Here is a 25,798-nt window from a genome sequence, read left to right on the forward strand (position 1 = left end):
TGAAAAATATTGTAAAGCATTGCGAATGGGCGTGTCGCAGCTTTATTTATTAGTCTTTTCTAATTTAATGGTGTCTTGTATGATAAGTCAGATCTCAAACGTGGAGGCCTGTGATGACCATTGTCAATTTTACTCCCTGGACTGCCCTGGTTGGCGGCCTGTTGATCGGCAGTGCGGCGCTGCTGTTATTGCTGGTGGGCGGGCGTATTGCCGGCATCAGTGGCATTGTGGCCGGTATTGGCAGCCAGCCCGATAAAGGCTGGCGGCTCGCCTTTGTGGCGGGGCTGGTGGCAGTGCTGTTGGTGCTGTTTGGGCTGAATGCGGCCGAGGCGGCCTCGCTGCAGCATTATTCGCCCTGGCGGCTGGCCCTGGCCGGACTGCTGGTGGGCATTGGTACTCGCCTTGGCAACGGCTGTACCAGCGGCCATGGTATTTGCGGCATGGGCCGGCTGTCGCCCCGCTCCATGGTGGCCACCCTGCTGTTTATTGCGGCGGGCATGGCCACCGTGGCCCTGACCGGACTGGGAGGCTGATCATGCTGATATTGGTATCGTTACTGTCGGGTGCCCTGTTCGGGCTCGGGCTGCTGGTGTCGGGGATGATGAACCCGGCCAAGGTGCTGGGCTTTCTCGACCTGTTCGGCCAGTGGGATCCGAGCCTGGTGCTGGTGATGGGCGGGGCGCTGGTGGTGTTTGCGCCTGGTTACTGGTGGTGGCGCAAACAGGGGCGCGGCCGTTGCGTGCTGGGCGATGAATTGCCCAAGGTGCCGCCGGCCCGCTTTGACCGCAAGCTGCTGCTGGGGGCACTGGTGTTTGGCATGGGGTGGGGGCTGGCGGGCATCTGCCCGGGCCCGGCGCTGGGGTTGCTGGGCAGTCTGCAATGGCAGGCCGGCCTGTTTGTGGCCGCCATGATCATTGGCTTCTGGCTGGTGGGGCGGCTGCAAAAGGCTTGAAGCGGGCCTTCAACCAACGTAATGCCAAGCAGCAGCGCGGTTGCGCTACGCCGACACGCTGCAAGCCCCTCCTTGGGGCGCTCGGCACATGCCATCCGTGGCATGTGACGGTCGGCTCCGGCAAACCCCGCTGCTGCTTGGTGTAACTGGAGAGTTGTCTGTTAGTGGCTAACAGGCAACTCGGTGCTGATGCAGGAGGGCAAAGTGTGTCTGCTTCGCCGAGCCCTCTGCGCCATGGATGGCGCAGTGGAGGCCCCAGGGAGGGGTTCACGGCGTGCCGGAGAAGCAGTGCGCTTTGTCCGACAAAGTTGCAGCCAGGCTGAAGCCGGGAAGTGAGCTAGCTTACAACTGCTTCAGGTAGTCCAGCACCACCTCGTGGTGATCCTTGGTCTTGAACTTGTTGAACACCTTGGCCACGGTGCCGGCCTCATCGACAAGAAAGCTGATGCGGTGAATGCCGTCGTATTCCTTGCCCATGAACTTCTTCGGGCCCCAGACGCCAAAGGCATCGGCCACGGCGTGGTCTTCGTCGGACAGCAGGGTGAAGTTGAGCTCGTCCTTTTCTTCAAACTTTTTCAGCCGCGTCACCGGGTCCGGGCTGATGCCCAGCACCACCACGTTGAGGGCTTCCAGCTCGGCACGGCTGTCGCGCAGGCCGCAGGCCTGCACCTTGCAGCCAGGCGTCATGGCCTTGGGGTAGAAATACACCAGTACTTTCTTGCCGCTGAAGTCGTTCAGGCTGACGCGCTGGCCGTTCTGATCACAAAGGGTAAAGGCCGGAGCCTGGCTGCCTTCCTGCAGATAGGTCATTTGCTGTTTCCTGTGGTTGGTTTGCGTTTTAAACGAAAGCTGTGTTGTTCGCATTCCAGCTCGGCACACAACTGTTCAAAGATGATCCGGGCTTCATCGTCATTGAGCTGCTCGGGCAGATTGAGCTGAAAGTGAGCCTGGAATTTGCCGCTGTGCTCCCCACTCAGAGTCTGGTTCTGCATGGCCTGAATATCCCAGCCGGCGTCGCTGAAAAACTGGGTGCAGCGGTTGACGATGCCGGGCCGGTCGGTGAGGACAATCTCGGCATCGGCACTCAGCACATAGCTGGGCTGGTTAAGCACCTGAGTACGCTTCATCATGGTGATTAACTGCTGGCTCTGGCCGAACAGGGGCAGGGTGGTTTCCAGCCGGGTGATCTGATTCCAGCTGCCTGACAACAGTAGAATAAAGGTAAACTCGTTGCCGAAAATGCCCAGCCGGCTGTCGACGATGTTACAGCCGCAATCGGAAACATGGCGGGCCACTTCGTTTACGATGCCGGCTCTGTTTTCGCCTATGGCGGTCACCACGAGATGATGGGTCATCGGCAGTCCGAATAATGCTGAGGGAAAGAGCTGGCATGTTAGCATAAAAGCCGGTTGGCTCCAGTGCCTGACTTGTATTAGGGTAGGGGCCACCACAAGCATAACCGCCTTTGTCCTTGTTTCGCAGGCAAGGGGCGCGTTACCGAAGCGAATTTTAGGGCATGAACCAAAGCGTGAAAGCAAAAACAATGATGATGAGCCTGCTGGCCGTGACGGTACTGGCCGGCTGCAGCAATCCGGAAACCCGCAGTCAGGCCAATCGCGGCTTTGACTACGAGGAAGAAACCCTGCGTACTGCGCCGCTGCTGATCCCGGAAGGACTGCAGGCGCCGCGCTTCAATACCGAATACGTGATCCCCAAAGGCACGGCCCAGGGCGCCACCGGCAAGGCGCTGGACATTCGCCCGCCGACCCAGGTGTTGCCGCTGGTGCGGGGCTCCGAGGCCATGAGTGAAGGCAGCGGCCTGTGGTTTTACCAGCAGCGCCTGGATCAGCCCCTGGAGCAGGAGCTGAACAGGGCGCTGTCGGCGTTTTTTGAGCAGACCGACGCCGACTACAACGCCGTGACCGGCGGCTTTGAGAGCAGCGGCAAGGCCATTGGCGCACCCAAACAGCAGTTTCGCTGGCAGCTGATGCCGGACGCGGTGCGCCGGGCCGTGGCGGTGCAGGTAGAGGCCACGGCGGGTGCCGGTGCCCTGGCCCAGGACCGGCTGCGGGCCGAAGCCTCCATGCTCAATGCCTTTTCCCTGTCTTACCAGCGTGAACTGAGCCGTCAGCAGGAACTGCTCGACAGAAGCCCCATTGAGCTGGCCCTCGACGCCGAGCAGGGCCTGTTGCTGGCCGGTCAGGGATATGACCGCACCTGGAAGCGGCTGATCACCCTGCTGCCCAGGCTGGGTTTTGACATCAGCAACCGCCAGCAGGCGCTGGGTTATGTGGACGTGGAGTTCGACGGCCTGAGTAAGGGTGACTGGCAGGATCTCGGCTTGCCGGCGCTTGATATTCCCGAGCAGGAATACCGCATTCAGCTGGGCGATTTGGGTGAACGCACCAGCCTGAGCCTGAGCAACAAGGACCGGGAGCCGGTGCCCGCCGAGGTACTGAGCGAACTGACTGCCACCCTTGCCCCGGCCTTTGCGCGCACCGATCTGGTTCGCTGAGTGTATTTGCCTTGAGTCATTAACAGCCCCGCCCGGCGGGGCTGTTTTCGTTTAATGCCGGTATTCTTTTATTCATGAACGCCATTCAGCAGGGCTTTGTGCTGACCCGCCACAGCCGGGATCGTCACGGCCACATCGAGCTTCATTACTGGTTATGCACGCCTTATGGGCCGGCCCGGCTCACGGTGCGCGGCGAGCGCGCCCTGCTGATGGTGCCGGTGGCAGACCGTACTCAGGTGGAGCGGGCCCTGACGGGGCTTGGGTTTGAATGGGCCGAGCCCGGTCTGCAAAGCCTGGCCCGACAGCCCCTGGCGGTGCTGTATTTCACCACCATGAGCGACCAGCTGCAGGCGGTGCAGCGGCTTCAGGCCGACGGCATTGAGGTGCTGGAGCACGACTTTCGCCCCCACGAGCGTTACCTCATGAGCCGTTTTATTCGTGGCAGCACCGAATTTACCGGCGTGGCGCGGCCCCAGCATGGCTTCGTGCAGGTCGACGAGGCCCGGTTGCGCAAGGGCCAGTGGCAACCCCGCTTTCGGGTGCTGTCGCTGGATATTGAATGCTCGGGCCAGGGCGAGCTCTACTCCATCGGCCTGTATGGCGAGGGGCTGGCCCGAGTGCTGATGGTAGGCCAGCCCGAGCCCGCCGCCACCGATACCGGAACCGATACCGACATTCGCTGGGTAGCCGACGAGCGGGCCCTGTTGCAAGCCCTTGAAAGCGAACTGAGCCACCATGATCCCGACATTCTGATTGGCTGGAACCTGGTGGCCTTTGATCTGCGGCTGATCCTGAAGCGGGCGGCGCTGCTCGGGCTGAAACTGCGGCTGGGCCGGGGCGGCGAGGGCGCTTTTCTGCGCGAGCGGGCCCACACCGAGCAGGTGTTTGTCACCCTGCCGGGCCGGGTGGCCATCGACGGTATCGACGCGCTCAAGACAGCCTGCTATAGCTTTGACAGTTTCAGCCTGGAATCGGTGGCGCAGGCCCTGCTGGGCCGGGGCAAGCACACCGAAGACGTGGCCAACCGGCTGGCCACCATCATGCACGACTTTCACTTTAATAAGCCGAAGCTGGCCGCCTATAACCTGGAAGACTGCCGCCTGGTGTGGGACATTTTTGAACACACGCGGGTGCTCGACTTTCTGCGTTTGCGCAGCCAGCTCACCGGGCTGGAGCTGGATCGCATCGGCGGCTCGGTGGCGGCCTTTGTGCAGGTGTATCTGCCGCACCTGCACCGGGCCGGTTTTGCCGCGCCTAACCTGCCGCCCGGCGGCGGCCTGGCGAGCCCCGGCGGTTATGTGATGGACTCGCGCCCGGGGCTGTATCGCCATGTGCTGGTACTCGACTTCAAAAGCCTGTATCCCTCCATTATTCGCACTTTTCGCATCGACCCGCTCGGGCTGGTGCTGGGCGCCGAAGAAAACGATGCAATTCCCGGCTACCGGGGTGCGCGCTTTTCCCGTACTCACCATTTTCTGCCCGACATCATCGCCGGGCTGTGGCGCGAGCGGGATCAGGCCAAGCGAGATAATGACGGCCCGCGCTCCCAGGCCATCAAGATACTGATGAACTCTTTTTACGGCGTACTCGGCTCCGGCGGCTGCCGCTTTTACGATACCCGACTGGCGTCCTCCATTACCCTGCGCGGCCACGACATCATGCAGCGAAGCGCACGCCGCATAGAAGCCGAGGGCCACGAGGTGATCTACGGCGATACCGACTCGGTGTTCGTACTGCTGGCAGGAGAGCATGACGAGGCGTCGGCCAGCCGGGAAGGGCTGCGGCTGGCGGCGCTGGTCAACCGGCACTGGCAGGAATGGCTGCAAACGGAGCTGCAACTGGAAAGCCATCTGGAGCTGCAGTTTGAGAGCTACTTCGCCCGCTTTTTAATGCCCACCATTCGCGGCCGGGAAGAGGGGTCAAAAAAGCGCTACGCCGGCCTGCGGGTCAAAAACGGCGAGCATGAACTGGTGTTCAAGGGGCTGGAAACGGTGCGTTCCGACTGGACGCCACTGGCGCGGGCCTTTCAGACCGAGCTGTACCGGCTGGTGTTCGCCGATGAGGACCCGAGTGACTTTGTGCGGGAAACCCTGGCGCAAACCCTGGGCGGTGAGCGGGATGAACAGCTGGTGTACCGCAAACGGCTGCGCCGGCCTCTGGCCCAGTATGTGAAATCCCAGCCGCCCCAGGTGCGGGCGGCCAGGCTGGCCGACGAGCACAACGCCCGCCTGGGGCGGCCATTGCGTTATCAGCGCAAGGGGGTCATTGCCTATGTGATCACGGTGAACGGGCCGGAGCCAGTGGAATACCGGCAATCGACCATCGACTACCAGCATTATGTGGACAAGCAGCTCAGGCCGGTGGCGGACGCCATTCTGCCCTTTGTGGGGCTGACGTTTGAAGGGATCACCGGCCAGCAGCTGGGGTTGTTTTAATTCCCTGCTCCCTTGTCCCCGTTTTTCTTCTCGTCATCGGGGTGATACTTGCCCGGGGGCACTCCCCAGTCATCCTTGTTGCGCTTTTCTTCCTCTTCCCAGTCGCGTAGTTTCATTTTGTCGCGGTTTTTCTTGACGTTTTTCTCAATTTGCTTGGTGTCCTTGAGGGCACTGACAAACAGGCCAACCAGAAACAGCAGGGGCAGGGCGATCCAGAGCCAGACGCTCATGGTGTTTTCCTCATTGATAAATGTAGCGGGCGAAAATGTCGTCCAGCATGTTAAGGATATGCGTTTTACCCAATATTGGCCGGGTGGCAAGGGCATTGGCCAGCAGCGCCGGCGTCAACTGATGTTCACACTCCCGCGCCAGGGGGCGGTAACTCAGGTGCCAGGGCTCGGCGCCAACTCCCCGGGCCCCGGCATAGGGCAGGTAAAAGCCAAAGCGCTGCATGTGGGTATTCAGCCACTGGCTCAGCGGATAAAAATACCCGCCTTGCTCATATTCCCAGGGCTCCAGCTGCAACTTGCCGCCGGCGGGCAGCAGGGAAGGATCGTAAATATCAAGATCCGTGCCCCAGTGGTGGCGGCTGGTGCCGGGCAGGGCGCTCCAGCGCAAAATGGCGTGAATGCGCTCGGGCTCACTCAAGGCGAGTGCGTCCTGTGGCCGGCTGTCCGCATCCAGCAGTGGCCGGCTGCCGTCGAACTTGCCGTTCCAGATGGCGAGCTGGCGCTCAAAACCGCGAAAGCTCGACGCCGGCGCCAGGTTAAAACCGGCGCCGGCTGCCGCCGCCTGCAGGGCCACAAAGGCCTCCCGGGCTTCGGCCCGCAGCCGGTGGCCCGGCTCGGCCAGCGGCACCAGGTGGCGTTCGTCGAGGCCCAGCAGGCAGGCGGACATCATGCCAGCAGGCGCTCCAGAATGCCTTCGTACATGTCGGCCAGCTGCTCCAGGTCGGCGATTTTCACGCACTCATTCAGCTTGTGAATGGTGGCATTCACCGGCCCCAGCTCAATGACCTGAGCGCCGGTCTGGGCGATAAATCGGCCGTCGGAGGTACCTCCTGTGGTCAGCAGCGCCGGCTCCTGGTGGCGCACCGCCTGCACCGCACCCACGGTGGCGGTGAGCAGATCACCGGTATCGGTGAGGAAGGGCTTGCCGTTCAGCAGCCAGTCGATGTGGTAGTCCAGGCCGTGAGCATCGAGAATGCTGTGCACCCGGGCCTTGATCTTGTCTTCATCCAGCTCGGTGCTGAAACGGAAGTTGAACTGCACCTTCATCTCGCCCGGGATCACGTTGGACGCACCGGTACCGGCATGCACATTGGCAATCTGAAAGCTGGTGGGCGGAAAATAGTCGTTACCCTTGTCCCAGGTGGTGGCGGCCAGTTCACCCAGCGCTGGGGCGGCCTTGTGCACCGGGTTGTCGGCCAGGTGCGGGTAGGCCACGTGGCCCTGCACACCCTTGACGGTGAGATCGCCGGTGAGCGAGCCGCGACGGCCGTTCTTGACCACGTCGCCCACCTCGTGAGTGGACGAGGGTTCGCCTACCAGGCACCAGGTGATCTTTTCGTTGCGGGCTTCCAGGGTGTCGACCACCCGGGTGGTGCCGTTGATAAAGGGGCCTTCCTCGTCGCTGGTGATCAGAAAGGCGATGGAGCCCTGATGATCCGGAAAGCGGGCCACAAAGCGCTCGGCGGCCACCACCATGGCGGCCAGCGAGCCTTTCATGTCGGCGGCGCCACGGCCGTGCAGATAGCCTTCAATTTCGGTGGCCTCAAAGGGCGGGGTGTGCCACTGATCCAGCGGGCCGGGAGGCACCACATCGGTGTGGCCGGCAAAGCAGAACAGCGGGCCTTCGGTGCCACGACGAGCCCAGAGGTTGGTGGTGTCTTCAAACACCATGGTTTCCAGTTTGAAACCCAGGGCGGCCAGCCGTTCGCCCATCAGCTCCTGGCAGCCTTCGTCTTCGGGGGTGACGGAGGGGCGGTTGATCAGCTCCTTGGTGAGAGCCAGCACGGCAGAGTCGGTCATGTGTTTCCTTACTTCTATTTTTATTGGTTGAACAGGCTGGCATACAGCTCGGGCTTGAACCCCAAATGCAGCTCGCCGTCGAGATTCAAAAGCGGCCGCTTGATCATGGCCGGGTGAGCCAGCAGCAGGGCGGCAGCGGTGTCGGGCCCCAGGCTGGCCTTGTCGTCATCGCTCAGGGCGCGCCAGGTGGTGCCCCGCTTGTTGAGTAGCTGCTCCCAACCCAGTACCTCGAGCCAGTGGGCCAGTTGCTCGGGGTCGAGGCCATCGGCACGGTGATCCACAAAGCGGTAGTCGACACCCGCCTGCTCCAGCCATTTGCGGGCCTTTTTGACGGTGTCGCAGTTTTTGATGCCGTAAAGAGTGACGGTCATGATGCAGTTGCTCCTGGAGGGTGGCCGGAATTTTGTCACTTAAGGTGCCGGGCTGCAACCGGGGACAGGGCCGCGACAAAATCCGCTGGCGCATCACCGCCGCTTTGGTTAGTGTTAGCGACTTTGAATTCCCGTCGCAGCCGCCAACCGGGCCAAGTCTTGATGCTCGGCCTTACACTATATTTACGCGGCATTTCATTCGCTTTGCCTTCAAAATAAAAGGGGAAAGGCTTGGAACTCAAGGAATACTGGAGTGACAGTTACCACTCCAGCGATTTTAAACTGACTCGCATCGGCTTTGTGGCCATTCGTTTTCGCTGGCTGGTGACCCTGCTGATCATCGGCATTGCCGGCTGGGTGGCGGTGGACTGGTGGGTGCTGGATCCGGCCCATTTTCAGCTGATCTGGAAAATCCGGCTGATCACCGGCGCCATGCTCACGCCGCTTTTGCCGCTCAGTTACCTGTGCAAGCTCAACCGGCGCTGGATGGTGGCTTCGCTGTATTTTCTGCTGGGCATTCTGCTCACCTTTAACCTGGTGGGGCTGTGGAGTTTTCGCGACGGCGCGCCCATTCCCATCGGCTATATTGCCTTTCCCTATTTTCTGCTGGCGCTGCTGAGTGTGCTGCCGCTGCCAGTGAAATCCGGCCTGCGCGTGGCACTGGTGGTCACCCTGGCGGTGCTCGGCACCGACTACTGGCTGGACCGGCAAAGCCTGTACAACGGCGTTCTGCTGGACCGGCTGTGGCTGCTGCTCTGCTTCAGTCTGGCCATGATCTGGGTGCAGGCGGGCCAGTTGCGCATGCTGCTGGATCTGTACCGGGAATCGACTCGGGATCCGCTCACCCGGCTGATGAACCGCCGGCTGTTTATGCGCCAGCTGGAGCAGGTACAGCGGGAAAGTCAGGGCACGCCCTTTACCCTGATTTTGTTCGATCTGGACAAGTTCAAGCGCATCAATGACGAGCACGGCCACCTGATGGGTGACGAGGTGCTGGTGCGGGTGGCCAATACCCTGGGGGACATTTTCGGCCCCGAGGCCACCATGGCCCGCTATGGTGGCGAAGAGTTTATTGTGCTGCTGCCCAACACCGGTCTGAGCCAGGGCCTGCGCCAGGCCGAGACCCTGCGTCTGGCGGTGGAGTCCCAGCCGGTGGAAAACCCCTTGGGAGACGGCGAAATTACCGTGACCCTGAGCGCCGGCGTGGTGCAGGGACAGCACGACAGCGAGCTGCAGGGATTGCTTAATCAGGCCGATGAGGCCCTGTATGACGCCAAGCGAAACGGCCGAAACTGTGTACAGGCGGCGGCCTGATCAATAAGCCTTTCGAGTGGTGGTTTGTATACGAGGCTTGGCTTATACTGCGTGCCAAGCCCCCGTATACCAATTTCAAATCATGACTTTCCTGCGGAAAAAATAACTAAGCGAGATGTCTATGCCCCAAGACCAACAGGACAAACGTGCCCTTTACATTCCCTATGCCGGCCCCGCGCTGCTTGAAACTCCCTTGCTGAACAAGGGCAGTGCGTTCACCAAGGAAGAACGGCTGGCATTCAACCTGGAAGGTCTTCTGCCTCACAACATTGAAACCATCGAAGAGCAGGCCGAGCGGGCCTACAAGCAGTATTGCGGGTTTCAGAACAATCTCGACAAGCACATTTACCTGCGCAACATTCAGGATACCAACGAGACGCTGTTCTACCGTCTGGTGGAAGATCACCTCACCGAGATGATGCCCATCATCTACACCCCCACCGTGGGTCAGGCCTGTGAGGAGTTCTCCAACATCTATCGTCGCGCCCGGGGGCTGTTTATCTCCTACCCCGATAAGGACCATATCGACGACATCCTGCAAAACGCCACCAAGCGCAACGTCAAGGTGATCGTGGTTACCGACGGCGAGCGTATTCTGGGCCTGGGTGACCAGGGCATCGGCGGCATGGGCATTCCCATCGGCAAGCTGTCACTGTATGTGGCCTGTGGCGGTATCTCTCCGGCTCATACCCTGCCGGTAGTGCTGGACCCGGGTACCAACAACCCGCAGTTGCTGAAGGATCCCATGTACATGGGCTGGCGCAACCCGCGGGTGACCGGCGAGGAATACGAAGAGTTCGTCGACGCCTTTATCAAGGCCGTCAAGCGCCGCTGGCCCAACGTGCTGCTGCAGTTTGAAGACTTTGCCCAGAAGAACGCCATGCCGGTGCTCAACCGCTACAAGGATGAGCTGTGCTGCTTTAACGACGACATTCAGGGCACCGCCGCCGTGACCCTGGGCTCCCTGATCGCGGCCTGTCAGGCCAGCGGCAGCAAGCTGTCCGAGAAGAAGGTGGCTTTCCTCGGCTCCGGCTCCGCCGGCTGCGGCATTGCCGAGCAGATTGTCGCCCAGATGAAGGCCGAAGGCCTGAGCGACGCCAAGGCCCGGGAGCGGGTGTTTATGGTCGACCGCTTTGGTCTGATCACCGACAACATGCCCAACCTGGTGGACTTTCAGCGTCCGCTGGCCCAGTCCCTGGAGAACCTGCAGGACTGGACCGTGAACGGTGACAACATCTCCCTGCTGGAGGTGATGCATAATGCCAAGCCCGATATTCTGATTGGGGTGTCCGGCCAGCCGGGTCTGTTTACCAAAGAGGTGATCCAGACCATGCACGCCAACTGCGAGCGGCCCATCGTGTTCCCGCTGTCCAACCCCACTTCCCGGGTGGAAGCCACGCCGGAAGAGATCATCAACTGGACCGACGGGCAGGCCCTGGTGGCCACCGGCAGCCCCTTTGCCCCGGTGGAATACAAGGGCAAGCTGTACGAGATTGCCCAGTGCAACAACTCCTACATCTTCCCCGGCATTGGTTTGGGCGTGCTGGCCTGTGGCGCCAAGCGGGTCACCGACGCCATGCTGATGGCCTCCAGCCGTGCCCTGGCGTCCTGCTCGCCGCTGACGAAAGATGGCGAAGGCGCACTGCTGCCGCCGCTGGAAGAGATCCAGCAGGTGAGCCGCCACATCGCCAAGATGGTGGCCAAGACCGCTCAGCTGCAGGGCCAGGCGCTGCAGACCTCGGACGAGCAGTTGGAGAAGGCCATTGAGGCCAACTACTGGGATCCGGAATACCGCCAGTACCGCCGGGTGTCTTTCTAAACCACGGCGTTATCAACAAAAGGCATGCTTCGGCATGCCTTTTTTTTGACTCTCGCCATGGCTGGTATTCATATAACCCCCTCGGTATATTGGGTTTTAACTGTGGTGAGCCACGGTGCCCGCCATGATGGCCGGGTCTGGTTATTCAAGGAGGAATGCATGACCGTTAAAAAACCCCTGTTGGCCCTGTCCCTGTGCTCCCTGCTGGGCACATCCGCCCTGGCTGCCGTGGTGCCCGAGGGCACCGTGCTTGCCGATACTCAGCAACTGGTGCGGGGCAACGGCTCCGAGCCGGCCTCTCTCGACCCCCACAAGGTGGAAGGGGTACCCGAGAGCAATGTGCTGCGGGACCTGTTTGAAGGCCTGGTGAATTCCGGCCCCAACGGCGAGGTGGTGCCGGGCGTGGCCGAGCGCTGGGAAACCAGCGACAACCTGGTGTATGTGTTTCACCTGCGCGACAACGCCAAATGGTCCAACGGCGATCCGGTGACGGCGCAGGACTTTGAATATGCCCTCCGGCGGGCGGTGGATCCGGCTACCGCTTCGCCCTATTCCTGGTACCTGGAAAAGGCCACCATTCAGAATGCCAGCGAGGTGGTAAACGGCAAGAAACCTGCCAGCGAGCTGGGCGTTAAGGCGCTGGACGAGCACACCCTGGAGATCACCCTGGCCAGCCCGGTGCCGTATTTCGTGTCCATGCTGTCACTGGCGCCCACCTATCCGGTGCACAGGGCCACGGTGGAACAGTACGGCGATGAATGGACCCGGGTCGGCAACATGGTATCCAACGGCGCCTACCGGCTGAGCAACTGGGTGGTCAACGAACGTATCGAGCTGGAGCGCAATCCGCAATACTGGAACAACGCCGAGACGGTGGTGGAGAAGGTCACCTACCTGCCCATTGCATCCCAGAATGCCGAAATGAACCGCTTTCTGTCCGGCGAGCTGGACCTGACCTACGACATTCCCCTCGAGCATTTCAAACGGCTGCAAAAGGAACGTCCCGACGCCATTCGCGTGGGCGGATACGTGGGCACCTATTACTATATTTTCAACACCCAAAAACCGCCCTTTGACGACGCCCGCGTGCGCAACGCCCTCTCTTACGCCATTGACCGGGACATTATCGCCGGCAAGGTGATGGGGCAGGGAGAGCGGCCCGCCTATACCCTGGCCCCTGAGGTGGTGGACGGCTTTACCCCGCCGGCGGTGGCGTGGGCCGGCTGGAGTCAGGCCGAGCGGGACGAAAAGGCCCGGGCATTGATCGCGCAGGCCGGTTATGGCAAGGACAATCCGCTGCGCTTTGAGCTGCTCTACAATACCAATGACAACCACCGCAAGGTGGCGGTGGCCATCGCCTCCATGTGGAAAAAGCACCTGGGGGTGGAAGTGGAGCTGGTCAACCAGGAGTGGAAAACCTATCTGGATACCAAGACTCAAGGGAACTTTGAGGTGGCCCGGGCCGGCTGGATCGCCGACTATAACGAGGCCTCCAGCATGCTGGATTTGATGCAGAGCAGCCACGGCAACAACGACGGCAAGTACAGCAACCCAAAGTTCGACAAGCTGATGGCCGAATCGCGCCTGGTGAGTGACAAGGAAGCCCGCAATGGCCTCTATGCCCAGGCCGAGGAGATACTGGCGGTGGACATGCCCATTGCGCCCATTTACCAGTACGTCAAGGCCCGGCTGGTGCAGCCCCATGTGGGCGGCTACCCCGATAACCCTCTCGACAACCTTTACAGCAAGGATATGTATATCAAGGCGAAGTAAGATTTGTGTGCAGTGCTGGCTCGTGCTGCTGGAGCGCGGGCAGCCTGCGCTCCAATGAGTCGGGCTATCAGGTATGCTGCAGGTACAGGCTCTAGCTCAAGGTCACCCCATGTTCACATTCATACTCAAGCGACTGCTGGAAGCGATTCCTACCCTGCTGGTGCTGATCACCATCTCGTTTTTCATGATGCGCTTTGCGCCGGGCAACCCCTTCAGTACCGAGCGCTCGCTGCCTCCCGAGGTGATGGCCAACATCGAGGCCAAATACGGCCTCGACAAGCCGGTGCTGCAGCAGTACTTCACTTATCTGGGTAACCTGGCGCAGGGGGATCTGGGGCCCTCGTTCAAATACCGGGACTTCACCGTCAACGATCTGGTGGCCCAGGCGCTGCCGGTGTCGGCCCGCATCGGCCTGTTTGCCTTTGCCGGGGCCGTGCTGCTCGGCGTGACCGCGGGCATGGTGGCCGCACTCAGGCAAAACAGCTGGGTAGATTACCTGGTGATGTCCGGCGCCATGCTGGGGGTGTTGATCCCGTCCTTTGTGCTGGCACCCTTGCTGATCCTGGTGTTTGCCATCGGGCTGAAATGGCTGCCCGCCGGCGGCTGGCAGGACGGTGGCTGGCAATATCTGTTGTTACCGGTTACCGCCATAATGATGCATTACATCGCCACCATCGCCCGCATCATGCGCGGATCCATGATTGAAGTGATGAACGCGCCCTTTATTCGTACCGCCCGGGCAAAGGGATTGCCGATGTCATACATAGTGCGGCGTCACGCCCTGCGTCCGGCGCTGCTGCCGGTGGTGTCGTACCTGGGGCCGGCCTTTGTGGGTATCATCACCGGCTCCGTGGTGATTGAAACCATCTTTGGTCTGCCCGGTATCGGCCAGCTGTTTGTGAATGGCGCGCTGAACCGGGACTACTCCATGGTGCTGGGGCTCACCATACTGGTGGGCGCGCTCACCATTACCTTTAATGCAGTGGTCGATATTCTTTATGCCCTGATCGACCCCAAAATTCGTTACTGAGGCACGCCATGGTGACCACCAAGGACAACACCGCTGCTGTCAGCCAGTTTGCCGGCGAACTGGCCGTACAGGGCCGCTCCCTGTGGGCCGATGCCCGCCGCCGCTTTTTTCGAAACCGGGCGGCTCTGGCCAGTCTGCTGATATTGCTGCTGATGGTCTTGCTGGTGCTGATGGGGCCCGCGCTTGCGCCCTATGCCTATGATGAGCCCGACTGGGGTGCCATGATGGCGGCCCCCGAGCTTGCAAGTGGCCATTACTTTGGCACCGACTCGCTTGGGCGGGATTTGTTTGTGCGCACCCTGATCGGCGGACGTATTTCACTGATGGTGGGGCTGCTCGGCGCTCTGGTGGCGGTGGTGATCGGCACCCTGTACGGCGCCACCGCCGGCTTCATCGGCGGGCGCACCGATGCGTTGATGATGCGGCTGCTGGAAATACTTAATTCCTTCCCCTTTATGTTTTTCGTGATTCTGCTGGTGACCTTTTTTGGCCGCAACCTGCTGCTTATCTTCTTTGCCATCGGCGCGGTAAGCTGGCTCGACATGGCGCGCATCGTGCGCGGTCAGACCCTGAGCCTGAAACGCCGGGAGTTTATCGAGGCGGCCGAAGTGTGCGGCGTCAGCCGGTTTCACATTATCACCCGCCATATCGTGCCCAATGTGCTCGGCATAGTGGTGGTCTACGCCACTCTGCTGGTACCGGGCATGATTTTGTTTGAGTCGTTTCTCAGCTTTCTCGGCCTGGGGGTGCAGGAGCCCATGACCAGCTGGGGCGCCCTGCTTGACGAAGGTGCCAAGTCGATGGAAGTGGCCCCCTGGCAGCTGCTGTTTCCCGCCGGGTTTATGGTGGTGACCCTGTTCTGTTTCAATTTTCTCGGGGACGGCCTGCGGGACGCCCTGGATCCCAGAGACCGTTAGGAGGGCGTGATGACCTTGCTGAACGTGGACGCCCTGCGGGTTACCTTTGACACGCCGGAAGGGCAAGTGGTGGCGGTTAATGATCTGAGTTTTACCCTGAATGCCGGCGAGACCTTAGGCGTTGTGGGGGAGTCGGGCTCGGGCAAGAGCCAGACCGCCTATGCCATCATGGGGTTGCTGGCCAGCAATGGCCGTGCCGAAGGCAGCCTGCGCTATCGGGGCAAAGAGTTGCTTGGCCTGCCGGAGCGGGCGCTTAACCGCATTCGTGCCGAAGAGATCGCCATGATTTTTCAGGACCCCATGACCTCCCTGAACCCCTATATGAAGGTCGGGGAGCAACTGATGGAAGTGCTGCTGCTGCACAAGGGCCTGAGCCGACAGGCCGCCTTTCGTGAGTCGGTGCGCATGCTGGAGGCGGTGAAAATTCCCGAGGCGCGGGATCGCATGAATCGCTACCCTCACGAGTTTTCCGGCGGCATGCGCCAGCGGGTAATGGTCGCCATGGCGCTGATGTGCCGGCCCAGCCTGCTGATTGCCGATGAGCCCACCACGGCGCTGGATGTGACCGTGCAGGCCCAGATCATGAGCCTGCTCAATGAGCTGAAAACCGAGTTCAATACCGCCATTATTCTGATCACCCACGATCTGGGGGTGGTGGCCGGCAGTTGTGATCGGGTGCTGGTGATGTACGCCGGCCGCACCATGGAAGTGGCCCCGGTGCGGGATATCTACTACCGGCCGGCTCACCCCTATACCCAGGGGCTGCTGCACGCCATTCCCCGGCTCGACAGCGACGGTGGCGAGCTTGCCACCATTGCCGGCAATCCGCCCAATCTGCTGCGGCTGCCCCCCGGTTGCCCCTTTCAGGCCCGTTGCCCTCATGTATTTGAGCGCTGCCGGCAGGAGACGCCGCCCTTGTATGCACTGAATGAGGGCCGGTACAGCGCCTGTTTTCTGGAGGTGAGCCATGACTGAGCCGCTGTTGCGAGTGCGTGATTTGCAGGTGCATTTTCCGGTGCGGGCCAAAAAGGCCTGGCCCTGGCAGGCACCGCTGCGGTTAAGGGCGGTAGATGGAGTCAGCCTGAGCCTGGCGCCGGGGGAAACCCTGGGGGTCGTGGGAGAGTCGGGCTGCGGCAAGTCCACCCTGGCCCGGGCCATGATTGGACTGGTGCCCGCCACCGGCGGCGAGGTTATCTGGCAGGGGCGCACGCTCACCGGCCTGGGGGCAGGGGAGTGGCGCGGGGTGCGCCGGAACATGCAGATGATTTTTCAGGATCCGCTGGCCTCGCTCAACCCGCGCATGACGGTGGGCGACATTATCGCCGAGCCGCTGGTGAGCTTTAACCCGCGCCTCGGCAAGGCCGAAGTGCGCCGGCGAGTGGCAGCCATCATGGAGCGGGTAGGGCTGCTGCCCAACCTGATTAACCGCTATCCTCACGAGTTTTCCGGCGGCCAGTGCCAGCGCATTGGTATTGCCCGGGCGCTGATCCTTGAACCACGGCTTATCATCTGTGACGAGCCGGTCTCGGCGCTGGATGTATCCATTCAGGCCCAGGTGATCAACCTGCTGAAAGACGTGCAGCGGGAGCTGGGGCTGGCGCTGATCTTTATTGCCCACGACCTGTCGGTGGTGCGCCATATCGCCGACAGAGTGCTGGTGATGTACCTGGGCCACGGGGTGGAGCTGGCCGACAAGCAGGCCCTCTATAACGACCCCAAACATCCCTATACTCAGGCGCTGCTCAGCGCCGTGCCCATTCCCGATCCGGATGCCGAGCGCGGCAAGTCCGTGCAACTGCTGGCAGGGGAGTTGCCGTCGCCCCTGAACCCGCCCTCGGGCTGTGTGTTCCGCAGCCGCTGCCCGCTGGCGGACGCGGGGTGTGCGCGGGCCATGCCGGTGCTGGAAGGCCCGGCTGCTCACCAAGTAGCCTGTTTCAAGGTGGCATGAGCCCAATATTTGTAAATACGCCTTGAAAACCGCGGCGTTCGCCCCATATTCAGTAACCTCGGCGCCCCATCGTCCCTCGACGCTGGCACACTGCGCCGTTATAATGCCGCGTCTGTATTTTAGCGAAGACACTGTCTTCACCAGGATTCAAGGAGCAGCCCGGGCTGTTTCAAACATCACAGGGTCAGCACCGCCGTGCTGAAGAAAATTGAGGTAAAAGAATGCAAGTTTCTGTAGAGACGACCCAGGGCCTGGAGCGCCGCCTGACCATCACCGTTCCCGCCGAGCAGGTAACCGGCGAAGTGAACAACCGTCTGCGTCAGCTGGCCAAGACCCGCCGCATCGACGGCTTTCGTCCTGGCAAGGCCCCGCTGACCGTTATCAAGAAAATGTTCGGTGCGTCCGTGGAAGCCGACGTGGCTGGCGATCTGATGCAGCGCAACTTCTTTGAAGCCGTTATGAGCGAAAAGCTCAACCCGGCTGGCATGCCCACCATGGAGCCTGCCCCCATCAAGGCCGGCGAAGATTTCACCTTTACCGCAACCTTTGAAGTGTACCCGGAAGTGGAAGTGAAGGGTCTGGACGCGGTATCCGTTGAGAAGCCCCAGGCTGACGTGACCGACGCCGATCTGGACAACATGATCGACACCCTGCGCAAGCAGCACGCCGACTGGGTTGAAGCCGACCGTGCCGCCGAAGACGGCGACCGCGTGACCATGAACTTCGTGGGCTCCGTGGACGGTGAAGAGTTCGAAGGCGGCAAGGCCGACGATTTCGTACTGGTACTGGGCTCCGGCCGCATGATCCCGGGCTTTGAAGACGGCCTGCTGGGCAAGAAAGCCGGTGACGAGTTCACCATCGAAGTGACCTTCCCCGAGGAATATCACGCTGAAAACCTGAAGGGCAAGCCCGCCAGCTTCGCCATCACCCTGACCAAGGTGGAAGCCCAGCAGCTGCCCGAGCTGACCGAAGAATTCGTGAAGCGTTTCGGCATCGCCGACGGCACCGTGGACGGCCTGAAAGCCGAAGTACGCAAAAACATGGAGCGCGAGCTGGCCCAGGCCCTGAAAGCGTCCGTGAAGGAGCAGGTGATCGACGGTCTGCTGGAGCAGAACGAAGTTGAAGTTCCCCAGTCCCTGATCGACAGCGAAATTGACACCCTGCGCAAGCAGGCGCTGCAGCGCTTTGGCGGTATGGACGCGCAAAACGCGCCCGAGCTGCCGGCCGAGCTGTTCAAGGACCAGGCCGAGCGCCGCGTACGCGTGGGCCTGGTACTGGGCGAGCTGATCAAGGCCAACGAGATCAAGGCTGACGACGCCAAGGTGCAGGAAATCATCGCTTCCATGGCCTCTGCCTACGAAGATCCGTCCGAAGTGGTAGCCTACTACAACGACAACCCCCAGCTGCTGGAAAACGTACGCAGCCTGGCCGTTGAAGATCAGGCTATCGAGTTCATCCTGTCTCAGGCCAAGGTCACCGACAAGCAGGTGTCCTTTGATGACGTGATGAACAAGCCGGGCGCTGGCGCTTAAGATCATTTGACTTAAGCATCAAGCTCTTGCGTATAATGGCCCCAGTGTAAGTGCACTCGGGCCATTTTGTTTTAGGGACAAGAATCTATGTCGAACAACCAGAATCCGATGATGGACGGCCCCCTGGCCGCCCTGATCCCCATGGTAGTGGAGCAGACAGCCAAGGGTGAACGTTCCTACGATATCTACTCGCGCCTGCTGAAGGAGCGGGTGATCTTCCTCACCGGTCAGGTTGAAGACCACATGGCCAACCTGATCTGCGCCCAGTTGCTGTTTCTGGAGTCGGAGAACCCGGAAAAGGACATCTACCTTTACATCAACTCGCCGGGCGGCTCGGTGACGGCGGGCATGTCCATCTATGACACCATGCAGTTCGTCAAGCCCAACGTGAGCACCGTATGTATGGGTCAGGCCTGCTCCATGGGGGCCTTCCTGCTGGCCGGTGGCGCGCCCGGCAAGCGCTTTGCGCTGCCCAACAGCCGGGTGATGATTCACCAGCCCCTGGGCGGATTTCAGGGCCAGGCGTCGGACATTCAGATCCACGCCAAGGAAATTCTGTATATCAAGGAAAAGCTCAACCGGCTGCTGGCCGAGCATACCGGCCAGGACCTGTCGGTGGTCGAGCGCGATACCGACCGCGACAACTTTATGTCGGCGGAACAGGCCAAAGAATACGGCCTGGTTGACGAGGTGCTTCTCAAGCGCGACTGAGCAAAGCGGAGCGGGGTGCTGTACACTGTGCAGTAGAGCCGACACTGGCGAGCCCCGCGCTGCATCCACAAGAGGTGACTGAATGACAGACAAACGCAAGGGCGAAGGGGATGGCGGCAAACTGCTGTACTGTTCCTTTTGCGGTAAGAGCCAACACGAAGTACGCAAGCTGATCGCCGGCCCTTCCGTCTACATTTGTGACGAATGTGTCGAGCTGTGCGAAGACATCATTCGGGAAGAGATCAAGGATATTTCGCCCAAGCGTGATGGTGACGCTCTGCCTACGCCCCACGAAATCCGCGCGCACCTGGACGATTACGTTATCGGTCAGGATCACGCCAAGAAGGTACTGGCGGTCGCGGTGTACAACCACTACAAGCGCCTGCGCAACGCCACCGGCACCGACGGGGTAGAACTGGGCAAGTCCAACATTCTGCTCATCGGTCCCACCGGCTCGGGCAAGACCCTGCTGGCCGAGACCCTGGCCCGGCTGCTGGATGTGCCCTTTACCATGGCCGACGCTACCACCCTGACCGAAGCCGGTTACGTGGGTGAAGATGTCGAAAACATCATTCAGAAGCTGCTGCAAAAGTGCGACTACGACGTGGAGAAGGCCCAGCGCGGCATTGTCTATATCGATGAAATCGACAAGATTTCCCGCAAGTCCGACAACCCGTCCATTACCCGTGACGTGTCGGGCGAGGGCGTACAGCAGGCGCTGCTCAAGCTGATTGAAGGCACAGTAGCATCGGTACCGCCTCAGGGCGGCCGTAAGCATCCGCAGCAGGAGTTTTTGCAGGTCGACACCTCCAAGATCCTGTTTATCTGCGGTGGTGCCTTTGCCGGTCTCGACAAGGTGGTGGAGCAGCGCATGGATCACGGCACCGGCATCGGCTTTGGCGCCGAGGTCAAGGCCCGGGATCAAAAGGCAACCCTGAGTGAAATCTTCACTCGGGTGGAGCCGGAAGATCTGGTCAAGTATGGTCTGATCCCCGAGTTCATCGGCCGTCTGCCGGTGGTAGCAACCCTGACCGAGCTGGACGAAGATGCCCTGGTGCAGATTTTGTCCGAGCCTAAGAATGCCCTCACCAAGCAGTATGCGGCGCTGTTCGCACTGGAAGACGTTGAGCTGGAATTCCGTGACGACGCCCTGCGCTCCATCGCCCGCAAGGCCATGGAACGCAAGACCGGTGCCCGGGGCCTGCGCTCCATTGTGGAAGCCGTGCTGCTTAACACCATGTACGACCTGCCGTCCATGGACGAGGTGTCCAAGGTGGTTATCGACGAAACCGTGATCAAGGGCGAATCTGACCCCATTCTCATCTACGAGAAAGGGGAAGCCCAGGCCGCTTCCGGCGACTGAACGCGGCTTTTTTAACCTGAAAAAGGGGCATTTAGCCCCTTTTTCCGTTTTTGCCGCCGTAGCGATTGAATCTTGCGATCCTGCCCCCATATACTCATCCAAGCGCCAATACATTGCATTCAAGCCGAGAGGACACTATGACCCTAGAGCGTTCCGAACGCATCGAAACTCCCGTCCTGCCTCTCAGGGACGTGGTGGTTTATCCTCACATGGTCATCCCGCTGTTTGTGGGACGGGAAAAATCCATTCGCTGTCTGGAAGCGGCCATGGAGCAGGACAAGAAAGTGCTGCTGATCGCCCAGAAAGATGCGTCTACCGACGATCCGAGTGCGGATGATGTCTACCAGGTGGGCACAGTGGCCAACGTGCTGCAGATGCTCAAGCTGCCCGACGGCACCGTCAAGGTGCTGGTGGAAGGCGCTCAGCGTGCCCAGCTTGAAGCGCTGCGGGAAGAAGATGGCTACTTCGTGGCCGAGGCCCAGTACCTGGCGACCGGCGCCCTGGATGAGCGCGAGCAGGAAGTGCTGGTGCGCTCCGCCATTACCCAGTTTGAAGGCTACATCAAGCTCAACAAGAAAATTCCACCCGAGGTGCTGACCTCGCTGTCGGCCATTGAAGACGCCGCCCGTCTGGCCGATACCATGGCCGCCCATATGCCGCTGAAGCTGGAAGACAAGCAGAAGGTGCTGGAGATCGTCGATGTCGGCGAGCGCCTCGAGTACCTGATGGCGATGATGGAAGCGGAAATGGATCTGCTGCAGGTGGAGCGCCGCATTCGCGCCCGCGTGAAAAAGCAGATGGAAAAGAGTCAGCGCGAGTACTACCTGAATGAGCAGATGAAGGCCATTCAGAAAGAGCTCGGCGAGCTCGACGACGTGCCCGACGAGTTCGAAGCGCTGCAGCAGAAAATTGATGAAGCGGGCATGACCGACGAAGCCAGACAGAAAACCGAAGCGGAGCTGGCCAAGCTGAAGATGATGTCGCCCATGTCTGCGGAAGCCACGGTAGTGCGCGGCTACATCGACTGGATGATCTCGGTGCCTTGGAAGAAGCGCTCCAAGGTCAAGAAAGACCTGGCCAAGGCCGAAGAAGTGCTCGATGCCGACCACTATGGCCTGGAAAAGGTCAAGGAACGCATTATTGAGTATCTGGCAGTGCAGACCCGTACCAACAAGCTGAAAGGCCCCATTCTGTGCCTGGTGGGTCCGCCTGGTGTGGGTAAAACCTCCCTTGGCCAGTCCATCGCCAAGGCCACCGGCCGCAAATACGTGCGCATGGCCCTGGGCGGCGTGCGTGACGAAGCGGAAATTCGGGGTCACCGCCGTACCTATATCGGCTCCATGCCCGGCAAGCTGATCCAGAAAATGGCCAAGGTAGGCGTGCGCAACCCGCTGTTCCTGCTGGATGAAATCGACAAGATGTCGTCCGACATGCGCGGTGACCCGGCCTCGGCGCTGCTGGAAGTGCTGGATCCGGAGCAGAACCACAGCTTTAACGATCACTACCTGGAAGTGGATTACGATCTGTCCGATGTGATGTTTGTGGCCACCTCCAACTCCATGCACATTCCCGGCCCGCTGCTGGACCGGATGGAAGTGATCCGGCTGTCCGGCTACACCGAAGACGAGAAGCTCAACATTGCCAAGCGTCACCTGCTGGCCAAGCAGATCAGCCGCAACGGTCTGAAGCCGACAGAAGTGGTGGTGGAAGACTCCGCCATTATCGGCATTATTCGCTACTACACCCGGGAAGCCGGGGTACGGAGCCTGGAGCGGGAGATTTCCAAGCTGTGCCGCAAGGCCGTGAAGGAAATTCTGCTAAACAAAGACACCAAACAGGTCGTTATCAATGGTGACAACCTGAAGGACTATCTGGGTGTGGTTCGCTTTGACTATGGCAAGGCGGAAGAAAGCAACCAGATAGGGCAGGTGACCGGTCTGGCCTGGACCGAAGTGGGCGGCGATCTGCTGACCATTGAGGTGGCCAACGTAGCAGGCAAGGGCAAGCTGTCCTACACCGGCTCGCTGGGTGACGTGATGCAGGAGTCCATTCAGGCCGCCCTGACGGTGGTACGCTCCCGTGCCGAAAAATGGCGGATTAATGCGGACTTCTATGAAAAGCGTGACATTCACGTGCACGTGCCCGAAGGCGCCACGCCCAAGGATGGCCCCAGTGCCGGTATCGCCATGTGTACCGCCCTGGTGTCCAGCCTCACCGGCAACCCGGTGCGTGCCGATGTGGCCATGACCGGCGAGATCACCCTGCGTGGTGAAGTGCTGCCCATTGGCGGGCTCAAGGAGAAACTGCTGGCGGCCCACAGAGGCGGCATCAAGCGGGTGGTTATCCCGGCGGAGAACGAACGGGATCTCGAAGAAATTCCGGACAACGTCAAGGGTGACCTGGAAATTCATCCGGTGCGCTGGGTGGACGAGGTACTCGAGCTGGCACTGGAACAGCCGCCGGAAGGCTTTGCGGTGGCCTCGGCCTGAGCTTTTTCGCCGCAGGCCGCGGTTTGAGGCTTGTCAGTAGCCCAGACTCGCAGTAGCCTTGAACAGCTTTGTGGCGGTCCGGTCAGGATGAAACCGGACTGCCCACTCCAATAACAGGGTGAGCTCACCCGACCAATACCAAATAATGAACAAGGGGAATGACCGTGAATAAATCTCAACTGATTGACAGAATCGCTGACGGCGCCGACATCACCAAGGCGTCTGCCGGTCGTGCGCTGGACGCGTTCGTGGAAGCGATTACCGAAACCCTGAAAGACGGCGATTCTGTCTCTCTGGTGGGTTTTGGCACCTTTGAAGTGCGCGAGCGTGCCGCCCGTACCGGTCGCAACCCGCAAACCGGCGCCACCATTGAAATCGCCGCCGCCAAAACCCCGGCATTCAAGGCCGGCAAGGCCCTGAAAGACGCCGTTAACTAATAGCAGCGTGCCGGCATTCTGGCCGGCTACACTGACTCCGAACAAGGCGCATCCGAAGGTGCGCTTTTTTTTCGGCACCGGCGCCATGGCGCCAACGGGAGCGATAACGACTTATGTTTTTTGACAAAATGAGAGAGGGCGCCCAGGGCACCACCTCCAAGATCATACTGGGCGCCATCATATTGTCCTTTGCCCTGGCCGGCGTGGGCAGCTATGTGACCCGTCCTGCCAAGCAGGTGGCCGCCGTGGTCAACGGTGACGAGATCCCGGCCCAGACCCTGGAAAACGCCTACCGCAACGAACGCGCCCGCCTGGAAAGCCAGCTGGGTGAGCAATTCAGCCAGCTGCTTGCCGATCCCGCCTACGTGGCGCAAATTCGCCGCTCGGTGCTGGAGCAACTGGTGGAGCAGCGTCTGATCGACCAGAAAATTGCCGAGCTGGGCCTGCGCGCCAGTGATGACCAGGTGCGCAATGCCATTCGCGCGCTGCCCGAGTTTCAGGTGGATGGTCAGTTCGACAACGACCGCTATCTGCAACTGCTGGGCCGCAACAACCTGAGCCCGGAACAGCTGCGCGACAGCATTCGCCAGGATCTGAACCGGCAGATGCTGCTTAACGCCGTGGTCGGCTCTGCCTTTTCCCTGCAAAGCGAAGCCGGCCTGCTGGACCGTCTGACCCACCAGCAGCGCAGTGCCAGTCTGGTCCGCCTGCCTCTGGCGCAGTTTGAGGCTGGTGCCGAGGTGAGCGACGAAGAAGCCCTAGCCTGGTATGAGGCGCACTCACAGCAGTTCCAGCGCCCCGAGCAGGTGAAGCTCAACTATGTGCTGCTGGATGCCAATACTGTTTCTGCCGATGATATTGATGAGCAGGCCATTGCGGATTACTACGCCGCCAACCAGGCCAGCTATACCCAGCCCGAGCAGCGCCGGGTGGCTCATATCATGGTGAGCAAGGGTGAGGGCGCCGAGCAGAAAATTGCCGCCATTGCCGAACGACTGGCCGCCGGTGAAGACTTTGCAGATCTCGCCAAAACCGAGTCGGACGACACCTTTACCGGTGATAACGGCGGCGAGCTGGACTGGATGGAAGCCGGTACCCTGGATCCCGCCTTTGACGCCGCCGCCTTTGGCCTGACCGAGGCCGGCGAAGTGTCCGGTGTGGTGGAAAGCGAATTCGGCCTGCACCTGATCAAGCTGCTGGAAGTACGTCCGGCCCAGACCAAGCCGCTGGACGAGGTGCGTGACGCCATTGCCGAGCGGCTGGCTGCCGACCAGGCCGGTGACGACTTCTACAACCGCGAGCAACGGCTGGCGGAGCTGGCGTTTGAGTTTCCCGACTCCCTCGACATGGCCGCCGACGAGCTGGGGCTGACGGTGCACTCCACCGACTTCGTCTCTGCCGACGCCCTGCCGGCGGCGCTGAACGACGCGCGGGTGGCCACTCAGGCGTTCTCCCTCGAGCTTCGCGAGCAGCGCATGAACTCGGATCTGATTGAGCTGGGTGATAACCGGGCCGCGGTGATCCGTGTGCTGGACTACCGTCCGGCGGCGGTACGCGACTTTGACGAGGTCAAGGCCGAGGCGCAGCAACTGGCGCTGAAAGACAAGGCTGCCGAGCTGGCGCAACAGGCCGCCGACGAGCTGGAGCAAGTATGGGCTCAGGGTGACATTGAAGCCTGGCTGAGCGAGCGTGAGCTGAGTGTGACCGAGCTTGCCGAGGTAACCCGGGAAAGCGCTCAGGATCCGGCTCTGCTCAACGCCCTGTTTGCCATGGCGGCACCCGCTGAAGATGAGCCCAGCCTGCAGACCGTGTCCCTGATGGGGGGCGATCTGGCGGTGCTGCGCCTGAACGCGGTGAACACGCCTGAAGCGACTTCCGAGCAGCTAGCGCTGGTGCGTCAGGGCCAGGGCCGGGTGCAGGGTCAGCGCGACTATCAGAGCCTGATCACTGCTCTCAAGGCCGCTGCCGAGATTGAATACCGTCAGATTGAAAACGAAGACGACAACTTCTTCTGATTGGCCGGTATGCATTCACACCATAAAAACAGGCGCTTCGGCGCCTGTTTTGCTTACTGCCGGCTCATTTAAACCAGCAATTATTCCCACGCCCATGCCGACGGCAGGCCACGTCAGGAGCCGTGGAATTTAGCTGTCATGCCCGCG

General features: G+C 60.8%; 23 protein-coding genes. 17 read left to right on the forward strand and 6 right to left on the reverse strand.

Going from position 1 to position 25,798, the window contains the following annotated elements:
• Positions 1 to 113 precede the first annotated feature (113 nt).
• Together Q9290_RS01605 and Q9290_RS01610 are read left to right on the forward strand one after the other, a co-directional pair.
• Positions 114 to 533, forward strand: coding sequence for a YeeE/YedE family protein (locus tag Q9290_RS01605; protein ID WP_306077881.1), 420 nt, complete (start codon positions 114 to 116; stop codon positions 531 to 533).
• 2 nt (positions 534 to 535) lie between these two features.
• Positions 536 to 952 (forward strand): DUF6691 family protein, encoded by a 417-nt coding sequence (locus Q9290_RS01610; RefSeq protein ID WP_306077882.1) that lies wholly within the window; start codon positions 536 to 538, stop codon positions 950 to 952.
• Positions 953 to 1,294: 342 nt separating this feature from the next.
• Here the strand turns inward: Q9290_RS01610 and bcp are convergent, their stop codons facing one another.
• Both bcp and Q9290_RS01620 read right to left on the reverse strand, forming a co-directional pair.
• Positions 1,295 to 1,762: a thioredoxin-dependent thiol peroxidase gene (gene bcp / locus Q9290_RS01615; protein WP_306077883.1), complete on the reverse strand. Its 468-nt coding sequence runs from the start codon at positions 1,760 to 1,762 to the stop codon at positions 1,295 to 1,297.
• Complete coding sequence (locus Q9290_RS01620; RefSeq protein WP_306077884.1) at positions 1,759 to 2,307, reverse strand: glycine cleavage system transcriptional repressor; 549 nt, start codon at positions 2,305 to 2,307, stop codon at positions 1,759 to 1,761. The genes bcp and Q9290_RS01620 overlap by 4 nt, the downstream gene beginning before the upstream one ends.
• 173 nt (positions 2,308 to 2,480) lie before the next feature.
• Between Q9290_RS01620 and bamC the strand changes: the two genes are divergently transcribed.
• Positions 2,481 to 3,467: an outer membrane protein assembly factor BamC gene (bamC, locus tag Q9290_RS01625; protein ID WP_306077885.1), complete on the forward strand. Its 987-nt coding sequence runs from the start codon at positions 2,481 to 2,483 to the stop codon at positions 3,465 to 3,467.
• Positions 3,468 to 3,541: 74 nt separating this feature from the next.
• A complete protein-coding gene (locus Q9290_RS01630) occupies positions 3,542 to 5,902 on the forward strand; it encodes a DNA polymerase II (RefSeq protein ID WP_306077886.1) in 2,361 nt (786 codons plus the stop codon).
• On the opposite strand, the gene Q9290_RS01635 is transcribed toward Q9290_RS01630, so the two are convergent.
• From Q9290_RS01635 to Q9290_RS01650, 4 genes are read right to left on the reverse strand one after another with little or no spacing between them, the layout of a single operon-like run.
• Positions 5,899 to 6,132 (reverse strand): hypothetical protein, encoded by a 234-nt coding sequence (locus tag Q9290_RS01635; RefSeq protein ID WP_306077887.1) that lies wholly within the window; start codon positions 6,130 to 6,132, stop codon positions 5,899 to 5,901. The two genes, Q9290_RS01630 and Q9290_RS01635, sit on opposite strands and share 4 nt — an antisense overlap.
• Before the next feature lie 10 nt (positions 6,133 to 6,142).
• Positions 6,143 to 6,802: a M15 family metallopeptidase gene (locus Q9290_RS01640; protein WP_306077888.1), complete on the reverse strand. Its 660-nt coding sequence runs from the start codon at positions 6,800 to 6,802 to the stop codon at positions 6,143 to 6,145.
• Entirely contained in the window at positions 6,799 to 7,932 is a 1,134-nt protein-coding gene (gene dapE, locus Q9290_RS01645) for a succinyl-diaminopimelate desuccinylase (protein ID WP_306077889.1), read from the reverse strand. Before dapE ends, Q9290_RS01640 begins: the two co-directional genes overlap by 4 nt.
• Positions 7,933 to 7,952: 20 nt before the next feature.
• The gene (locus Q9290_RS01650) at positions 7,953 to 8,303 is read right to left on the reverse strand and encodes an ArsC family reductase (RefSeq protein ID WP_306077890.1); all 351 of its coding nucleotides are present in this window, start codon (positions 8,301 to 8,303) and stop codon (positions 7,953 to 7,955) included.
• Positions 8,304 to 8,534: 231 nt separating this feature from the next.
• On the opposite strand from Q9290_RS01650, the gene Q9290_RS01655 reads away from it, so the two are divergent.
• The 13 genes from Q9290_RS01655 (at position 8,535) to Q9290_RS01715 (ending at position 25,651) form a co-directional block, all read left to right on the forward strand.
• Positions 8,535 to 9,617: a GGDEF domain-containing protein gene (locus Q9290_RS01655; protein WP_306077891.1), complete on the forward strand. Its 1,083-nt coding sequence runs from the start codon at positions 8,535 to 8,537 to the stop codon at positions 9,615 to 9,617.
• Positions 9,618 to 9,738: 121 nt separating this feature from the next.
• Positions 9,739 to 11,436 (forward strand): NAD-dependent malic enzyme, encoded by a 1,698-nt coding sequence (locus Q9290_RS01660; protein ID WP_306077892.1) that lies wholly within the window; start codon positions 9,739 to 9,741, stop codon positions 11,434 to 11,436.
• A gap of 159 nt (positions 11,437 to 11,595) precedes the next feature.
• The gene (locus Q9290_RS01665) at positions 11,596 to 13,209 is read left to right on the forward strand and encodes an ABC transporter substrate-binding protein (RefSeq protein WP_306077893.1); all 1,614 of its coding nucleotides are present in this window, start codon (positions 11,596 to 11,598) and stop codon (positions 13,207 to 13,209) included.
• A gap of 109 nt (positions 13,210 to 13,318) precedes the next feature.
• Positions 13,319 to 14,239 carry an oligopeptide ABC transporter permease OppB gene (gene oppB, locus Q9290_RS01670; protein WP_306077894.1) on the forward strand — a complete coding sequence of 307 codons (921 nt, stop codon included), beginning with the start codon at positions 13,319 to 13,321 and terminating at the stop codon, positions 14,237 to 14,239.
• An 8-nt stretch (positions 14,240 to 14,247) separates the two neighbouring features.
• On the forward strand, positions 14,248 to 15,156 hold the full coding sequence (gene oppC, locus Q9290_RS01675; protein ID WP_306077895.1) for an oligopeptide ABC transporter permease OppC: 909 nt from the start codon (positions 14,248 to 14,250) through the stop codon (positions 15,154 to 15,156).
• A gap of 9 nt (positions 15,157 to 15,165) precedes the next feature.
• Positions 15,166 to 16,131 (forward strand): oligopeptide ABC transporter ATP-binding protein OppD, encoded by a 966-nt coding sequence (gene oppD, locus Q9290_RS01680; protein WP_306077896.1) that lies wholly within the window; start codon positions 15,166 to 15,168, stop codon positions 16,129 to 16,131.
• Positions 16,124 to 17,104 carry a murein tripeptide/oligopeptide ABC transporter ATP binding protein OppF gene (oppF, locus tag Q9290_RS01685; protein WP_306077897.1) on the forward strand — a complete coding sequence of 327 codons (981 nt, stop codon included), beginning with the start codon at positions 16,124 to 16,126 and terminating at the stop codon, positions 17,102 to 17,104. Before oppD ends, oppF begins: the two co-directional genes overlap by 8 nt.
• A gap of 221 nt (positions 17,105 to 17,325) precedes the next feature.
• Complete coding sequence (gene tig, locus Q9290_RS01690) at positions 17,326 to 18,636, forward strand: trigger factor (RefSeq protein ID WP_306077898.1); 1,311 nt, start codon at positions 17,326 to 17,328, stop codon at positions 18,634 to 18,636.
• 87 nt (positions 18,637 to 18,723) lie between these two features.
• Complete coding sequence (gene clpP, locus Q9290_RS01695; protein WP_306077899.1) at positions 18,724 to 19,347, forward strand: ATP-dependent Clp endopeptidase proteolytic subunit ClpP; 624 nt, start codon at positions 18,724 to 18,726, stop codon at positions 19,345 to 19,347.
• 82 nt (positions 19,348 to 19,429) lie between these two features.
• Positions 19,430 to 20,710, forward strand: a complete 1,281-nt coding sequence (gene clpX, locus Q9290_RS01700) for an ATP-dependent protease ATP-binding subunit ClpX (protein WP_306077900.1) — start codon at positions 19,430 to 19,432, stop codon at positions 20,708 to 20,710.
• A 137-nt stretch (positions 20,711 to 20,847) separates the two neighbouring features.
• Positions 20,848 to 23,199 (forward strand): endopeptidase La, encoded by a 2,352-nt coding sequence (gene lon, locus Q9290_RS01705; RefSeq protein WP_306077901.1) that lies wholly within the window; start codon positions 20,848 to 20,850, stop codon positions 23,197 to 23,199.
• 164 nt (positions 23,200 to 23,363) lie between these two features.
• Entirely contained in the window at positions 23,364 to 23,636 is a 273-nt protein-coding gene (locus tag Q9290_RS01710; RefSeq protein ID WP_014292182.1) for an HU family DNA-binding protein, read from the forward strand.
• Between the two features lie 113 nt (positions 23,637 to 23,749).
• Positions 23,750 to 25,651, forward strand: coding sequence for a SurA N-terminal domain-containing protein (locus Q9290_RS01715; RefSeq protein ID WP_306077902.1), 1,902 nt, complete (start codon positions 23,750 to 23,752; stop codon positions 25,649 to 25,651).
• The last annotated feature ends 147 nt before the right edge of the window (positions 25,652 to 25,798 follow it).

Origin of the sequence: Oceanimonas aquatica (assembly GCF_030732065.1) — a bacterium.
Taxonomy (GTDB): Bacteria; Pseudomonadota; Gammaproteobacteria; order Enterobacterales; family Aeromonadaceae; genus Oceanimonas.

Bases quoted from the DNA above. Each gene is read 5' to 3' on its own strand.
- Q9290_RS01605 (WP_306077881.1), top strand. From the start codon at position 114: ATGACCATTGTCAATTTTACTCCCTGGACTGCCCTGGTTGGCGGCCTG.
- Q9290_RS01610 (WP_306077882.1), top strand. From the start codon at position 536: ATGCTGATATTGGTATCGTTACTGTCGGGTGCCCTGTTCGGGCTCGGG.
- bcp (WP_306077883.1), bottom strand. From the start codon at position 1,762: ATGACCTATCTGCAGGAAGGCAGCCAGGCTCCGGCCTTTACCCTTTGT.
- Q9290_RS01620 (WP_306077884.1), bottom strand. From the start codon at position 2,307: ATGACCCATCATCTCGTGGTGACCGCCATAGGCGAAAACAGAGCCGGC.
- Q9290_RS01630 (WP_306077886.1), top strand. From the start codon at position 3,542: ATGAACGCCATTCAGCAGGGCTTTGTGCTGACCCGCCACAGCCGGGAT.
- Q9290_RS01635 (WP_306077887.1), bottom strand. From the start codon at position 6,132: ATGAGCGTCTGGCTCTGGATCGCCCTGCCCCTGCTGTTTCTGGTTGGC.
- Q9290_RS01640 (WP_306077888.1), bottom strand. From the start codon at position 6,802: ATGATGTCCGCCTGCCTGCTGGGCCTCGACGAACGCCACCTGGTGCCG.
- dapE (WP_306077889.1), bottom strand. From the start codon at position 7,932: ATGACCGACTCTGCCGTGCTGGCTCTCACCAAGGAGCTGATCAACCGC.
- Q9290_RS01650 (WP_306077890.1), bottom strand. From the start codon at position 8,303: ATGACCGTCACTCTTTACGGCATCAAAAACTGCGACACCGTCAAAAAG.
- Q9290_RS01660 (WP_306077892.1), top strand. From the start codon at position 9,739: ATGCCCCAAGACCAACAGGACAAACGTGCCCTTTACATTCCCTATGCC.
- Q9290_RS01665 (WP_306077893.1), top strand. From the start codon at position 11,596: ATGACCGTTAAAAAACCCCTGTTGGCCCTGTCCCTGTGCTCCCTGCTG.
- oppB (WP_306077894.1), top strand. From the start codon at position 13,319: ATGTTCACATTCATACTCAAGCGACTGCTGGAAGCGATTCCTACCCTG.
- oppC (WP_306077895.1), top strand. From the start codon at position 14,248: ATGGTGACCACCAAGGACAACACCGCTGCTGTCAGCCAGTTTGCCGGC.
- oppD (WP_306077896.1), top strand. From the start codon at position 15,166: ATGACCTTGCTGAACGTGGACGCCCTGCGGGTTACCTTTGACACGCCG.
- oppF (WP_306077897.1), top strand. From the start codon at position 16,124: ATGACTGAGCCGCTGTTGCGAGTGCGTGATTTGCAGGTGCATTTTCCG.
- tig (WP_306077898.1), top strand. From the start codon at position 17,326: ATGCAAGTTTCTGTAGAGACGACCCAGGGCCTGGAGCGCCGCCTGACC.
- clpP (WP_306077899.1), top strand. From the start codon at position 18,724: ATGTCGAACAACCAGAATCCGATGATGGACGGCCCCCTGGCCGCCCTG.
- clpX (WP_306077900.1), top strand. From the start codon at position 19,430: ATGACAGACAAACGCAAGGGCGAAGGGGATGGCGGCAAACTGCTGTAC.
- lon (WP_306077901.1), top strand. From the start codon at position 20,848: ATGACCCTAGAGCGTTCCGAACGCATCGAAACTCCCGTCCTGCCTCTC.
- Q9290_RS01715 (WP_306077902.1), top strand. From the start codon at position 23,750: ATGTTTTTTGACAAAATGAGAGAGGGCGCCCAGGGCACCACCTCCAAG.